The following is a 14,450-nucleotide window of genomic DNA, read 5'->3' on the forward strand; positions in this document are numbered from 1 at the left end:
TCAATACACATCGCGCCGGTAACGACCGGCCAGCAGCAGCGCTTCCCTGCCTGCGGTACCCAGCACCCGCTCGATCACTGCATCCACGCCCGGGGCCATGCCCTGCAGGCTGCCGCAGACCAGGATCGTCGCGCCTTCATCGACCCACTGCCGCAGCGTCGCCGCTTCGGCCTGCAGCCGGTCCTGCACATAGCGATGCGCGCCGCCGTCGCGGCTGAACACTGCATCCAGCCGTGCCAGCGTGCCGCTGGCCAGCATCGCCTGCAGTTCTTCGCCGAAATGGAAGTCGTGCGCGGCGGTGCGCTCGCCGAACAGCAGCCAGGTGCGGCGAGCGCCGCGCTGGGCACGTTCGTGCAGGTGCGCGCGCAGGCCGGCGATGCCGGTGCCGTTGCCGATCAGCAGCAGCGGTACATCGGTGGGCACGCCATGGAAATTGTCGTTGCGGCGCAGCCGCAGTTGCACCGGTTCGCCGATGGGCGCGTGGTCGCACAGCCAGCCGCTGCCGATGCCGGGTGTACCGTCGGCGCGCAGTTGGCGGCGCACCAGCAGCTCCACCGCGCCGTCGGCCATCACCGAGGCGATCGAGTACTCGCGATGCGGCAGCGGTTGCAGGGTTGCCAGCAGTGCGGGCAGATCACCCGGGGGAACCAGCGATGGCAGATGTGAGCGCTCGATACGGGCCAGCAACGCCTGCCCGTCATCCAGCATGGTGTCTGCATTGAAGCCCTGTGCATCGAGCCAGGCGCGCGCGCTGTGGCGTGGGTGCTGCGGGCCGATCTCGGCGATGTCGCCGGCCTGCCACTGCACATCGACGCCAGGCGGTGGCTGCAGGCGCACCCGGTACACCGGGCCGCCGGGGCTGCCCGGATTCAGATGCTGGCGTTGCAGCAACGTCCACGGCTGATACTCGGCCGGGCTCCAGTCAGGCAGTTCAGTGGCGCCTCCGCCAAGTTGTCCCAGCAACTGCTGCCAATGTCGCAGCGCCGCCGGATCGGCATTGTCGACCTCGATCGCATCGAACAGCGGGTGCGCGCCATGCTGGCGCAGCCACTGGTCCAGCTGGTGGCCGAATCCGCAGAAGTGGCCATAGCTGCGGTCGCCCAGCGCGAGCACGCCGTACTGCAGATGCTGCAACGGAGGCGGCGTGGCCATCACCCCGCGCAGGAACGGCAGGGCGTGGTCGGGCGGATCGCCTTCGCCGGTGGTGCTGGCAATGAACAGCGCGCGCTGGCTGTCGGCCAGCAACGCTGCATCCACCTGGTGCAATCCGCGCACACGCACCGGCACGCCGGCACCACGCAGGGCCTCGGCACTGCGTTCGGCCAGTTCGCGGGCAAAGCCGGTCTGGCTGGACCAGACCAGCAGGAGCGGCGCGGTATCGGCGGACGCCGCATCATCGCGCGGACGAGTGCGCCACCACAGGGCTGCGCAGGCCAGCGCGTACAGCGCGGTGGCGATGATGGCGATCTGCGATTCCCGTGCCGGCGGTGCGCCCTGCCACCAGGCTTCGCCGAGGTGCAGGCGCAGCAGCGCACAGGCGATCAGCGCCAGTACGATCAGTACAAGTGTGTTGCCGAGCCACGCACGCGATGGCCGAGTGCTCATGCGTCCTGCCCGTCGAGCAGGCGCTGGAAGGCGCTGCTGAGAAATTCCTGCGGGCCGTCTGCGGTGCGTTGCAGGTAGCGCGCGGCCAGTCCTTCGCGCTCGGCCAGCGCCATGCCCTGTTCGCGACCCAGCACGGTCAGTGCGGTAGCCCAGGCATCGGCGTGCATGGCGTCGTCGGCCACGACGGTGACCGCTGCGGCGACCTGCTGCACCGGCCTGCCCGTACGCGGGTCGAGGCTGTGGCTGTAGGCCTCGCCATCGGCATGGTACTGGTGCCAGCGATCGCCCGAAGTGGCCACCGCCTTGCCGTCCAGCGCCAGCACCCGTGGCGGGGTTTCGGTGTGCACATCCTCTTCCGGTGCGGATTCCACCAGCACGCGCCACGGTTGGCCGTCCGGTTTTCTGCCGTAGCCGGCCAGTTCGCCACCCACTTCGATCAGCGCCGCCGCAATCCCTTGCCTACGCAGCCAGGCGGCGACGTGATCGACGCCGAAGCCCTTGGCGATCGCAGAGAGATCCAGTTCCAGCCGGCCCGGTTGCAGCAGCGCATCATCCTGCCACTGCAGGCGCTGCCAACCGCAACGCTCACGGGTGGCCTGCAGGGTAGCGGCGTCGGGCTGGCGGCGTTCACCGGCATGTGCACCGAAGCCCCACAGTGCAACCAGCGGACCGATGGTGGGATCGAAGGCGCCGTCACTGGCGGCAGCGATGGCCTGTGCGCAGGTCACAACGTGGCGGGTCTCCGCCGGCAGCACGCACCATTGGCCAGCGTCGGCGCGGTTGTAGCGGCTCAGATCCGAGCCGGGCTCCCAGGTGCTCATCTGCGCGACCACGTCGTCCAACCGCGCCTGGATGCCGGCGTGCAGCGGGTGCAGGTCGCGCTGGCGCGACGCGACCAGCGACACGCTCCAGGTGGTGCCCATGGTGGTGCCACCGAGGCGGGCGATGTCGAGATGGGAATCGGTCATGGTGATGCGTTGCGGTGGCGATGCCGGGGAATGCCGGCATCGCGGTCCACATTACTGCGGCAGCACTTCCAGCGTGGCGACGTAGCTCAGGCGGCGCTTGGCGGCCTGCTTCACCGACGTCTTGTTGTCCTCGGTGCCGGTCTCCAGCCAGTACATGCCGGCTTCCGGCCAGGTCACCTTGATCTCTCCCTTGGCATCGCTGGTCAGCTTCAGCTCGTCCTGCGCGTTGCGGTAGCGGGTGGCGCCACGCACGATCTCGAACTCCAGACCGGCGGTCGGCTTGCCATCGACCAGCACGCGGAAGGTGGCTTCCTCGCCGGCGAACAGGTCATTCGGGTGGCCGACGGCGACCAGCTCGATGCCACGGTTGGTCGGCTTCAGCGCGGTGTCGTTCGGCGCACCGTTGGTGACAAAGGTCTCCACGCGGCCGATCGACTGGCTCACTTCCAGCTTCTTCGCGTCCTTCGGCAATTCACCGAAGGTAGCCGCGCTGCCGCGCCAGCGCTTGCGCTCGCCGTTCTGCTCGTACGTGGCGAACAGGCCGTCATTGACCGACGCGATGCGGTAAGTGCCCGACTGCTTCAGTTCGATGTCGAACACGCTGCGGTACTTGCCGGTCGACGCGTTCTGCGGCTGCACGGTGCTGCCGTCCGGCGCGGTGATCACCAGCGATTCCAGGCGCAGCGGCACGTGGTTGAAGTAGAACAGATCGTTGGAGACCGCACCGTCGACGGTGATCCACGGCGCGTTGCCGGCGATCACGGTCTGCGAGGGCAGCAGCCAGGCCTTGTGGGCCAGGGCGGAGAAGGGAAGGGCAGCGGCCAGGGCGGCGGCGAGGACGAGCGTGCGCTTCATGCGGAAGACTCCAGTTGGAAGGGGGCGGATCCCTTTCCAGCGGAAAGGGCTCTGACCCCGAGGGATAGGGCGATGGGGTCAGAGCCCTTCCTGCGGAAGGGATCCGACCCCGGCTCAGGCAGTTATGGTTTGACGGCGAGGGTGACCTGGCCCAGTTCGGTGGCGCCCTGCGCCTTGCCGTTCTGCGCGGCGGTGGCCGGCCAGGTGAAGGGGATCTTCAGCAGTTCGCGGCCACCGACTTCGCGCACCGCTTCCACCACCAGGGTGTAGTTGCCCGGGGCCAGTTGCTTCAGTGCCGGCTGCCTGTCGTTGAACGACAGCGCGTGCTTGCCGGCCGGGCGGGTCGGGCCGGTCACGCCGTCCACCGGCACCTGCAGGGTGCGGCCGCTCTTGCGCCACCACTGGCGCAGGTCCGGCAGCCATTTGGTGCCGTGGCCTTCGCTGTTGCTGGTCTGCTGGTACCAGACCGACAGGTTGGCCGCGACCTTCTGGTCGGCGCCTTCCAGCCACACCGCCACGTACGGGCGGTGGTACTCGGCCACGTTGAGCTTGGGCACTTCGACGTTGATGTCGAGGGTGGTGGCGTACGCCGGCGAGGTGGCCAGCAGGCCGCTGAGGGCGATGGTCAGGGTGACGCGCATGGGGCGGCTCCGGAAACGAAGGAAAGTCAGTGGATCAGCAGCAGGGCGATCAGCAGCGGAATCATCAGGCCGAGGCCGACCAGCGGCCAGGTCATGCGCCGCTGGCGTGCATGCAGGTGCAGCAGGAACAGGCCGGTGATGCAGAACACCAGGCAGGCCACGGCGAACAGGTCCAGGAACCAGCCCCACGCCGGGCCCGCGTTGCGGCCCTTGTGCAGGTCGTTGAGGTAGGACACCGCGCCGCGCGAGGTTGATTCGTACTCCACCGCGCCGGTCCCGCGATCGATGCTCAGCCAGGCGTCGCCGCCGGGGCGCGGCAGCGACAGGTAGATCTCCTCGGCCGACCACTCTGCCGGGCGCCCGCCGATGGCGATGCCCAGCTGCGTGTCCAGCCAGTGCCGGGCCGGGCGCGGAATCGGTGCATTGCCGTTTTCGCGCGTGCCGAGCTGGCCGAGCAGATCGGCCGGCAGTTCCAGATGCTGGTTCTGCACCTGGGGTTTGGCTTCGATCTTCGCGGCGTGGTTGAGGGTCAGGCCGGTCACCGCGAACAGCAGCATGCCGATCAGGCACACCGCCGAGCTGATCCAGTGCCACTGGTGCAGCGTCCGCAGCCAGAAGCCACGGTTCTGTTGCTGCGCCACGGTGGAAGAGGCAGGACGGCTCACGGCACGGTTCGAGGCGGACGGGGACTGCCCATTACATCATTGATGAGAATAGCTCGCAATTGCGTGTCGTTCTGTATCGCTGGAGGGCGATTGCCGGCCAGCGGCCGGCACTACCGATCGGTAGATCCACGCCACGCGTGGATGAAGCGGTGCCGACCAAGGTCGGCACCCACCGGGGCCGGGCGCGGCGATCAGAACTTCGCGTTCAACGAGATCCAGTAGCTGCGGCGCTGGTCCTTGGTCGCGTAGTCGTCCACGCAGTTGAACTCGCTCTGGCTGATCAGGAGGCACGACTGCGAAACGAAGTCCTTGTCGAACAGGTTGTTGACCCGCGCGTTCACCGTCAGCCATGGCGTGGCCTTCCAGCTGCCACCGAGATGGAAGATGGTGTAGTCCTGGTAGTAGCGGGTGTGGCTGGCGCCGTTGGCGTCCAGCAGCGTGTCGCGGTAGCGGTCGTAGCGGCCTTCGCCGATCAGCGACAGGCTGATCGCTTCGTTGACCTGCCAGTTGAGGCTGGCATTGGCCATGTGCCTGGCCGGCATCGTGCCGCTGATCGGCAGGCCCTTCTGCGCGCCGCTGGTCTGCTCGCTCCTGGTCCAGGTGTAGTTGCCGCGCAGCTGCAGGGTGTCGAGCAGGTCGACATGCGCGGCCAGTTCGGCACCGCGGGTCTCGGCCTTGTCGATGTTCACGCTCTGGGTGAACGTGCTGTAGCCCAGTGCCGCCCAGCCCGGGCCGATGTCCACGCAGTAGCCGCTGCCGGCGCGGGCCACTTCGCAGTTCGCAAAGGTGCCGCCGCTGGCGATCTTGTCTTCGAACGTGTTGAAGAAGCCGGTGACGTTGAAGCCCCAGCGCTGGCCTTCGTAGTAAGCGGCCAGCTCGTAGTTGGTGCTGGTTTCCGGCTTGAGGTTCGGCGAACCGACCAGTGGCAGCACGCCCTGGCCACCGAAGCCGGTGATGCCCGGGAACAGCTGGTCCGGCCGCGGGGTCTTGTAGCCGGTGCTGACGCCGCCCTTGAAGGTCCACGCATCGCTGGCATTCCACACCAGGTAGCCACGCGGACTGACATGGCTGCCGAATACGTTGTGGTCGTCGTAGCGCAGGCCGAAGGTGGCGGTGAGGGTGTCGGTCAGCGCCCAGTTGTCCTCGGCGAACAGCGCCCACATGCGGTGCGTCTGCTTGACGTTGCTGCGGTAGCCGGCGCCATCCATGCCGAACACACCGTCGACCATGTCAGTGTCGTTGTACTGGCCGCCCACGGTCAGCGTGTGCGCGCCGAAGTCCAGGTCGAGCATCGTGTCGAGCACGTAGCCTTCCAGTTCCATGGTGCGCAGCGGGCGCGGCAGGAACGCCTGCAGGCGCGCCATCTCGCTCGGGTTGAGGGCAGCCAGGGCGTTGCCGCGGTCGGCCGCACAGTTGTTGGCAGCACCGGTGCGGCGGCAGACGTCATTCCATAGCGTCTGCAGGTTGGCGCGCTCTTCCAGGGTCAGCGGCAGCGAACGGCCCAGGTTGCTGCTCTTGCTGTGGGTCAGCGAGGTCTGCCAGGTGCCGAAGCTGTAGCGGCCCTGATGGGTCAGCGACAACTGGTCGCGTTCGTAGCGCTGGTAGGCGGTGTAGCCCACGCGCGGCTGCACCACGCGACGGGTGACGGTACCGCTGCCGTTCGGGTTGGGAATGACGGCATTGCCGACGCGCCACAGGCTGGCCAGGCTGTCGAGGGTGCCGGTCTGGCCTTCGCTGTTGTCGAACTTCTGCCGCGACACGTCGTAGTCCAGCCACAGATCGTGATCGTCGTTGATGCGGACGTCCAACCGCACGCCGCTGTTCCAGTTGGTGTTGGCCACCGACTTGCCACCACCGCCGAAGCCGATGCTGCGCTCCCACAGGGTGCCGTCGGGCAGGGACAACGCATCCCATTCCGGGTTGGAAGCCTTCGCGTCGTAGTAGCTGCCGCGTACTGCCAGGCTGAGGCGCTCCTTCAGCAAAGGGCCGCTGAGGTAGAGGTCGGTGGTGCGTGCATCGCCGAACTGGTCGTCCTGCTGCACGGTGAAGCCCTGGCTGACCGAACCGTGCCAGCTGTCCTGGTTGCGGCGGGTGATGATGTTGATGACACCGCCCATCGCGTCCGAACCGTACAGCGTGGACATCGGCCCGCGCACGACCTCGATGCGTTCGATCGCGTCCAGCGGGGGCAGGTAGGCGAACTGGCCGCCACCGAAGTTGTTCGGATAGATCTGGCCGACATTGCTCTGGCGGCGGCCGTCGATCAGCACCAGGGTGTACTCGGACGGCAGGCCGCGCAGCGACACGGTGGCGCGGCCGTTCTTGTCGGTCGCTTCCAGGCCGACGTCGATGCCTTCGACGTCGCGCAGCGCATCGACCAGGCTGGTGTACGGGCGCTTGCTCAGTTCCTCGCGGCTGACCACGCTGATGCTGGCCGGGGCATCGATCACCTTCTGCTCGAAGCCGGCGGCGGTGACCACCACCTTGTCCAGCGTCTGCGGCGCGCCTGCGGCGTCACCGTGGGCGAAGGCGGGGCTGGCGAAAGCCGCCAGCACGGCGCTGGTCAGCAGGGTACGGGACAGGGACGAACGGACACGATGGCGCTGGGCCATGGCAGTTACCTCGAAGGATGCAGGGTGGCGCGGTGCCGTGCGCGAAGGGCGCGGCAGGCACGGAAGGGCCGGTCAGGGGCGGCAGGGATGAAGCAGGCAGCGGCGTGCAGGCGCGACCGCGCAGGCGGTCACGTCGGGCCGTGGATCAGGCGAGCGGCGGCGCCTGGCCGCGTTGCTGACGGCGCCCGGGCGCATCGGCCCAGGGCGTGTCCGGAGCGGCCAGCGGCCAGTCCGCGCGCACGCCGGGCATGGCCGGCATGGGGGGTACGAGGTCGAGCTCAGTGCGCAGCCAGTGGCTGGCCAGCAGCAACGGCGGGCGTGCCTTCTCGGCCGACTTCACCGGAGCGGAGGCGCAGCGGCGCAGCTTGGCCGGCGCCTCTTCCTGCAGGGGCGCTTCGCCTCCGCGCTCCTCCAACGGCACCTGCACGGCGATGCCGGCGTGGGCCTGTGGCAGCAGCGGCAGGGTGCCCAGCAGCAACGCCAGCATTGCCACCCACGCCAGCAGGCTGGCCAGCGCAGGACGCTGGCCGCGCATGGCGGTGCCCATCTTGCGATGGATGAGTGGGCGAGGGCGAAGCGGGCTCAGCAAGCGGGGGTTCCCTGGGGCTGCCGGCAGCGGCCGGCATCAACGGGGCGTGATTGTAATGAGAGCTGTTAGCTGTTGCAAATGAGAATGATTGCCAAAATGTCGCAGACCGGCCCGGCAAGGCTCAGACTTCGCTCCAGCGCCGCAGCAGGTTGTGGTACACGCCGGTCAGCTGCAGGACCGCCTCGGCGTCGCCGCCGGTCTGCCGCAGGCGCTCGATCGCGCCATCCATTTCCCACAGCAGGCGGCGCTGCACATCGTCGCGGATCATGCTCTGCACCCAGAAGAACGAGGCCACGCGCGCGCCGCGGGTGACCGGCCGCACCTGGTGCAGGCTGCTGGACGGATACACGACCAGGTCGCCGGCCGGCAGCTTCACTTCGTGCTCGCCGTAGGTATCGCTGATGATCAGCTCGCCGCCTTCGTATTCGTCCGGCGCCGACAGGAACAGGGTGCAGGAGATGTCCGAACGCAGCTGTTCGCCATTGGCCAGGTTCATCACCGCGCCATCGACGTGGTAGCCATAGGTGCCGCCACCGCTGTAGCGGTTGAAGCGTGGTGGCAGGTACTTCAGCGGCAGCGCGGCACTGAAGAACAGCGGGTGCCGGGCCAGCGCGACGAGGATGATCTCGCCCAGTTCGCGGCGCAGCGGCGAAGCCTCGGGCAGCTGCTGGTTGTGCTTGGCCTGTGCGCCCAGATGCCCCACGGTTTCGCGGCCATCGGTCCAGTCGGCGGCGTCGAGGCGGCGGCGGAAGTCGGCGACCTGGTCGGCGCTGAGAATGTCGGGGATGTGCAGCAGCATGCGGGACTCCTCAGAGGGACGGCGGTGCGACCAGGGCGCGCACCTGTGGATGCGGTGACGCGGCCAGCTCCGGCACGATGTGCGCCATGAATGCCGGGCTGCCGTGCGCCAGTGCGAGCCGCAGCCAGTGCACGGCCTGCTCGACCTGGCCGGCCTGCAGCAGGATCGAGGCGTAGTTGGCCTGGCCGCGGAAATCACCGGCCTCGGCCGCGCGCTGGTACCAGGCCAGCGCCGCCTGCGGATCGGGTGCGGTATCCAGCCCGTCTTCGAGGTGGCGGGCCAGCAGGTTCATCGATTTGGCGTGGCCCAGGTGCGCGGCACGGGTGTACAGGGCCAGTGCCTGCGCGCGGTCCTGCGCAATGCCGCGGCCGGTGGCCAGCAGGTTGGCCAGGTTGTACAGGCCCCAGTCCAGGCCGGTGTCGGCCGCGCGCCGGTACCACACCGCCGCCAGCGCCAGGTTGACCGCCGTGCCGTGGCCCAGCTCATGGCAGCGGCCGAGCATGTTCATCGCCATCGGCGCGCCGTTGTTGGCGGCGGTTTCGTACCAGAGCAGCGCCGCCGAGGCGTCCTGCGCGCTGCCTTTGCCTTCCATGTGCATCTGCGCGAGCAGCAGTTGTGCATCGACCTGCCCAGCCTGCGCAGCGTCGCGCACGCGTGCGAACGCGGCCTGCGGATCGTGCTGCAGCAGTTCGGCCAGGGCGTCGCTGTCGATGGGGGTACGGGTTGCCATGGGGTGAGTATCGCCGGAAACAAAAACGGCGGCAGGAGAGCCTGCCGCCGTGGTGGAGCGAAGCTACATCAGAACTTCACGTTCAGTGCCAGGGTGGTCGAGCGACCCGGGGCGATGCTCGCGTAGTGCGAGGCATAGGCCTTGGTGAAGTAGGTCTTGTCGGTCAGGTTCTGCACGTTGAGCTGCAGGCTGATGTTGTCCTGGATCGCGTAGCTGGCCATCGCGTCGAAGCGGGTGTAGCTGGCGATCCACTTGGTGTTGGCGACGTCACCGTACTGCTTGTCCGAGTAGAACGCACCGGCACCGACGGTCAGGCCGATGGGGAAGCGGTAGGTGGTCCACAGGTTGGCGCTGTGCTTGGCGGTGTTCGGGAATACGTTGCCGTTGTACGGCGAGGGCACGTAGACGTTGGACGGGCAGGTGCGGCCGACCGGTGCACCACAGACGAAGCCGTTGTCCTTCAGTTCCGAGTCCAGGTAGGTGTAGCCGCCGTACAGGCTCCAGGCGTCGGTCAGCTGGCCGGTGAAGCCCAGCTCGAAGCCGTTGATTTCCTTCTTGCCGGCATTCTGGCTGGTGCCGTTGTCGACCGTCACGCGCGCGTTGTTCATCACCGTGTGGAAGATCGCCGCGGTGAGGTTCAGGCGCTGGTCGAACAGGTCCCACTTGGTGCCCAGCTCGAGGTTCTTCGTATCCTGCGGCTTGAGGTCGGCCACGGCGGCGCTCAGGCCGTCCGAACCATCACCACCGTCCATGCCCGGCGGAGTCGAGGAGGTGCCCCACGACAGGTAGATGCTGCCGTTGGCGGCAGGCTTGAACACCACGCCGGCCTGGTAGTTCAGGAAGTCGTTGCTGTTGCGCACGCGGGTCGGTGCCTTGCCGGCCACCGGGGTGGTCAGGGTGGTGCGGAAGTCGTCGTAGCGCAGGCCGAGGTTGATCATCCACTGCTCATTGAGCTCGATGGTGTCGAACACGTAGGCCGAGGTGGTCCTGGTGCGCTGCTCTACGTCCAGTGCCTTGTCGCTGCGGTACACCGAATGGGTGGCCGCCCACGGATCGCGCGGGTTCGGATTGGCGAAATCGGTGCAGTTGTAGCCGGTGGCCGCGCCGGTGGTCGGGCACTTGCTGTTGCCGGTGAGCGGGTTGCTGGTGCCCGGGGTCATCAGATAGCTGCCGCGGGTCATCTTCTCGTCGCTGTATTCCACGCCCGCGCTGTAGCTGTGCTTGAGCGCACCGGTCTGGAAGGCACCGGTCAGGCCCAGCTGGTCGGCGAAGCTCTTGACGTCGACGGCACGGCTGTTGGTCCGGCGCCACAGGGTGCCGTAGTTGTTCGGGTTGCCCTGGCTGTCGTCCGGCTGGGTCCACAGGTAGTCGTTGCTGGTGTTGCCCAGGCGCGCGATGTTGCGCAGCTTGTGGCCGCCGAAGTCGTAGCTGGCATCCAGGGTGCTGATGTCGGCGCGGGTACGCTGGAAGTCACGGTCGACCAGGCCGTAGTAGTTGTTGCGGTCCGGCACCATCGGGCGGCCGTCGACCCACTTCGAGGCCGGCGCACCGTTCGGGTTGCCATACGGGAAGCCACCCGCGTCCGGCAGGTCATCGCTCTGCATGTGGTAGTGGCTGGCGATCAGCTGGGCCGGGCCGTTCAGGCCGAACGCGATCGACGGCGCGATACCCCAGCGGCTGACATTGGCGGCGTCACGGCCAGCGATGTCCGATTCGTGCTTCATCAGGTTCAGGCGCGCGGCGATGCCATCGCCCAGCACGTAGTTGGCGTCCACGGTGCCGCGCGCGTAGCTGTCGGTGCCGATGCCCATGCTGGCGCTGGTCTCGTTCTTCAGCTTCGGCGTCTTGCTCACAAGGTTCAGGCTGCCACCGCCGGAATCACGGCCGCCGTAGGCCGAGCTCGGGCCCTTGACTACTTCCACCTGCTCCAGGTCGAAGATCTCGCGGGTCTGCGAGCCGACGTCGCGCAGGCCATCGACGAAGACGTTGCTCTGCGAATCGAAGCCACGGATGAAGGGGCGATCACCGGTCGGATTGCCGCCTTCGCCGGCACCGAAGGTGATGCCCGGCACCATGCGCAGCGCATCCTGCAGGTTGGTCGCACCGGTTTCGGCGATCAGCTTTTCCGAGACGATCGACACCGACTTCGGGGTGTCCAGCAGCTCGGCGGTGAACTTCGGTGACGACGGATTGAACCAGCTGCCGCGCACCTGCACCTTGTCCAGGTCGGTGGCCTTGCGGGAGGAGGCTGCGTCAGCGCTGTCGGCCGCCTGTGCGGCCAACGGCGCGAAGCCGGCGGCCAGGGTGGCGGTGGCGAGCAGGGAAACGCGCGGGGCGCGCTTGCGGGACGTGATGTGGGTCATGGCTTGGGTGGTAGTGGCTGGGATCGGAAAGGGGCGAGGGCCGAAGCGCAGACAGCGCGACGGCATGTAGAGGGCGTTTTCTGTAGAGCCGAGCCGATGCTCGGCTACGCAGCGGACGACTCCAGGCGCACGGCAATGGCCGCAGGGCGCCTCAGCTGGCGTGCGGTGCAGGCGGTGCGTGGCCGGGGTTCAACCGCAGTGCGGGATCGTGCAGCTGCCAGTGCAGGGCATCGGAGCGCCACAGCGGAACATGCGCGACCAGGGCGGCGCGCGGGGGAGCCAGTCCGGTACAGGGCGTTGTGCCCTCGCCATCCAGCGGCGGCTCCGGTGCTGGCACCGCATGGCGCGGGCACTCGTCCGCCGGCGGGGCCGGCATCGGCATGGCCTGCTGAAGATCTTCAGCGTGTGCCTGCCAGCCGTAGGTGGCGGGTCCATCGCGCCCTTCGTGCAGGGCCGACCAGCCCAGCAGCAGCGTCAGCAGCAGGGCCACAGCCAACGGCCACCCATGGCGGGCAAGCTGGCACAGCGTGGCGGCGGGCGCGGGCAAAGCCATGGCGCAGGGGGCGGAGTCGTTACGAAGATGTTACGTAGGATAACATCAACGATAATGATTCGCATATGCGCGGGCGAGCGAGCGGTCTGGATGCCCGGGGAGGCCACTGAACGCCTCTCAGCGCGCTCCGCTGGCTTCCACCCCCTGGGCGGAGTCGCCGGCGGCCAGGGGGTGCTTCAATCGCGGTCGTCGCGGGTCCAGACGGCGTCGTGTTCGCGCTTCACCGGGAACTTGGGTACCGGCGTATAGGCCGGGGCGCACAGGGCGCGGCCATCGCGCACGTCGAAGCGCGCGCCGTGCAGCACGCATTCCACGCTGCCTTCGTCGGTGTTGAACTCGCCCGAGGACAGCTCGAACTCCTCATGCGTGCACTGGTCTTCCAGCGCGTACAGCTCGCCGTCGAGGTTGAACACCACGATCGGCGTGCCGGTCACTTCGTCGAACACGCTCTTCATTTCACCGGGCAGCAGCTCGTTGCCGGCACACACGAAGGTCCAGGTATCGCTCACGCGGCGGCTCCGGCCAGTGGCTTTTCCAGGACCTCGAAGCGCAGGTCGTCGCGCTTGGGGATTCCGAAGCGTTCGTCGCCATACGGGAACGGCTTCTTGATGCCGGTACGCTGGTAGCCGCGGCGCTCGTAGAAGGCGATCAGTTCGTCGCGTACGTCGATCACCGTCATCTGCATCACCGGCACCTTCCATTCGCGTGCGGCGTGCGCTTCGGCGGCGTCCATCAGCTGCTTGCCGACCCCGCCGCCCTGCTGGGCCGGATCGACCGAGAACATGCCGAAGTAGCCGTTGCCGTCGACGTCGGCAACGTGGGCGCAGGCCACCAGCTGGCCCTCGCGCTCGGCCAGCAGGATCGTGGAGCGCGGGCGGTCGAGGTCGGCCTGGATGCCTTCGGCGTCGATGCGGGCGCCATCCAGCAGGTCGGCTTCGGTGGTCCAGCCAACGCGGCTGGCGTCGCCACGGTAGGCCGAGGTGACGAGGGCGATCAGGGCGGGGATGTCGGCCGGCGTGGCGGCGCGGAAGGTCAGGGTGCTCATGGCCCCATTCTAGGTGGGGCGTGGGCGGGCGCAAATGGGGGAGTGGGGTCAGATCCCTTTCGCAACGCGAAAGGGATCTGACCCCGGCATCTACTGACTCAACGGCAGGCCATGGACCGACTGGCACGGGCCCGGAATCGGCAGATGCTCGGGGTCAGATCCCTTTGCGCAGCGAAGGGCCCTGACCCCCTGCTACCAGGAGCAGCCCATGCCAAGGCCACGGCGCATCGATGCGCCCGGATATCCGCAACATGTCGTCCAGCGCGGCAACAATCGTCAGCGCGTGTTCTTTGCGGATGGCGACCGCGTCGCCTACCTGCGCCTGCTGTGTCATCACGCAGGTCAGCAGCAGTGCCGGGTCCACGCCTATGTGCTGATGGACAATCACATCCACCTGCTGGCGACACCCGATGTGTCCGGCGGCTTGTCTCGGATGATGCAGGCGGTAAACCGGGCCTACGTGCGCCGGGTGAACGATCGACAGGGCCGCACGGGAACCCTGTGGGAAGGACGTTTCCATTCCACGCAGGTGGATACGGATCGCTATCTGCTGGCCTGCCAGCGCTACATCGAGCTCAATCCGGTTCGGGCGGGGAAGGTGGCGCATCCCGGTGACTATCGCTGGTCGAGCTATCGTGCCAATGCGCGTGGCAGGCCCAATGCGCTGCTCGAGCCGCATTCGGCATTTGAGCTGATGGGTTCTGATGCGGATGAACGGTGCAGGCGCTATGTGGAGTTCATCGAGGCGGGTATTCCGGCGGGGGATCTGCTGGCGATCCGGCGGGCATTGCAGTCGCAACGGCGGCTGTCGGGAATGCTGGTGGGGTCAGATCCCTTTCGCGTGGCGAAAGGGATCTGACCCCGGTGTGCTGCGGGCGGTATGCCACGTTTATCTGGTCGCGATCCGGCGGGCATTGCGGTCGCAACAGCGGTTGTCGGGAATGCTGGTGGGGTCAGATCCCTTTCGCGTGGCGAAAGGAATCTGACCCCGGTGTGCTGCGGGCGGTATGCCGCGTTCATCTGGT

General features: G+C 67.7%; 14 protein-coding genes. 1 reads left to right on the top strand and 13 read right to left on the bottom strand.

What is annotated here, in order from left to right; genetic code table 11:
* The 13 genes from QP609_RS05085 to QP609_RS05145 all read right to left on the bottom strand — a co-directional run bounded on the left by QP609_RS05085 (nt 1) and on the right by QP609_RS05145 (nt 13,425).
* A complete protein-coding gene (locus QP609_RS05085) occupies nt 1–1,605 on the bottom strand; it encodes a sulfite reductase subunit alpha (protein ID WP_197620907.1) in 1,605 nt (534 codons plus the stop codon).
* Nucleotides 1,602–2,573, bottom strand: coding sequence for an FAD:protein FMN transferase (locus QP609_RS05090; RefSeq protein WP_197620906.1), 972 nt, complete (start codon nt 2,571–2,573; stop codon nt 1,602–1,604). Before QP609_RS05090 ends, QP609_RS05085 begins: the two co-directional genes overlap by 4 nt.
* A 51-nt stretch (nt 2,574–2,624) precedes the next feature.
* Complete coding sequence (locus QP609_RS05095) at nt 2,625–3,428, bottom strand: DUF4198 domain-containing protein (RefSeq protein ID WP_053496200.1); 804 nt, start codon at nt 3,426–3,428, stop codon at nt 2,625–2,627.
* A 122-nt stretch (nt 3,429–3,550) separates the two neighbouring features.
* Nucleotides 3,551–4,069 carry a DUF2271 domain-containing protein gene (locus QP609_RS05100; protein WP_005408420.1) on the bottom strand — a complete coding sequence of 173 codons (519 nt, stop codon included), beginning with the start codon at nt 4,067–4,069 and terminating at the stop codon, nt 3,551–3,553.
* Between the two features lie 26 nt (nt 4,070–4,095).
* A complete protein-coding gene (locus QP609_RS05105; protein WP_014646258.1) occupies nt 4,096–4,734 on the bottom strand; it encodes a PepSY-associated TM helix domain-containing protein in 639 nt (212 codons plus the stop codon).
* A 191-nt stretch (nt 4,735–4,925) separates the two neighbouring features.
* Complete coding sequence (locus QP609_RS05110; protein ID WP_197620905.1) at nt 4,926–7,346, bottom strand: TonB-dependent receptor; 2,421 nt, start codon at nt 7,344–7,346, stop codon at nt 4,926–4,928.
* Between the two features lie 145 nt (nt 7,347–7,491).
* Nucleotides 7,492–7,893 carry a hypothetical protein gene (locus tag QP609_RS05115; RefSeq protein ID WP_069117505.1) on the bottom strand — a complete coding sequence of 134 codons (402 nt, stop codon included), beginning with the start codon at nt 7,891–7,893 and terminating at the stop codon, nt 7,492–7,494.
* A gap of 163 nt (nt 7,894–8,056) precedes the next feature.
* Nucleotides 8,057–8,734 (bottom strand): Fe2+-dependent dioxygenase, encoded by a 678-nt coding sequence (locus QP609_RS05120; RefSeq protein WP_032957365.1) that lies wholly within the window; start codon nt 8,732–8,734, stop codon nt 8,057–8,059.
* A gap of 10 nt (nt 8,735–8,744) precedes the next feature.
* Nucleotides 8,745–9,464 (bottom strand): tetratricopeptide repeat protein, encoded by a 720-nt coding sequence (locus tag QP609_RS05125; protein ID WP_197620904.1) that lies wholly within the window; start codon nt 9,462–9,464, stop codon nt 8,745–8,747.
* Between the two features lie 68 nt (nt 9,465–9,532).
* Entirely contained in the window at nt 9,533–11,827 is a 2,295-nt protein-coding gene (locus tag QP609_RS05130; RefSeq protein ID WP_046429352.1) for a TonB-dependent receptor, read from the bottom strand.
* 151 nt (nt 11,828–11,978) lie between these two features.
* On the bottom strand, nt 11,979–12,380 hold the full coding sequence (locus tag QP609_RS05135; RefSeq protein ID WP_041863144.1) for a hypothetical protein: 402 nt from the start codon (nt 12,378–12,380) through the stop codon (nt 11,979–11,981).
* Nucleotides 12,381–12,556: 176 nt separating this feature from the next.
* Nucleotides 12,557–12,889 carry a non-heme iron oxygenase ferredoxin subunit gene (locus tag QP609_RS05140; protein ID WP_014646265.1) on the bottom strand — a complete coding sequence of 111 codons (333 nt, stop codon included), beginning with the start codon at nt 12,887–12,889 and terminating at the stop codon, nt 12,557–12,559.
* Complete coding sequence (locus QP609_RS05145) at nt 12,886–13,425, bottom strand: GNAT family N-acetyltransferase (protein ID WP_014646266.1); 540 nt, start codon at nt 13,423–13,425, stop codon at nt 12,886–12,888. The genes QP609_RS05140 and QP609_RS05145 overlap by 4 nt, the downstream gene beginning before the upstream one ends.
* A 208-nt stretch (nt 13,426–13,633) precedes the next feature.
* On the opposite strand from QP609_RS05145, the gene QP609_RS05150 reads away from it, so the two are divergent.
* The gene (locus QP609_RS05150; protein WP_014646267.1) at nt 13,634–14,284 is read left to right on the top strand and encodes a transposase; all 651 of its coding nucleotides are present in this window, start codon (nt 13,634–13,636) and stop codon (nt 14,282–14,284) included.
* The last annotated feature ends 166 nt before the right edge of the window (nt 14,285–14,450 follow it).

Origin of the sequence: Stenotrophomonas sp. 8(2023), from assembly GCF_030345295.1 — a bacterium.
GTDB classification, from domain to species: Bacteria; Pseudomonadota; Gammaproteobacteria; order Xanthomonadales; family Xanthomonadaceae; genus Stenotrophomonas; species Stenotrophomonas muris.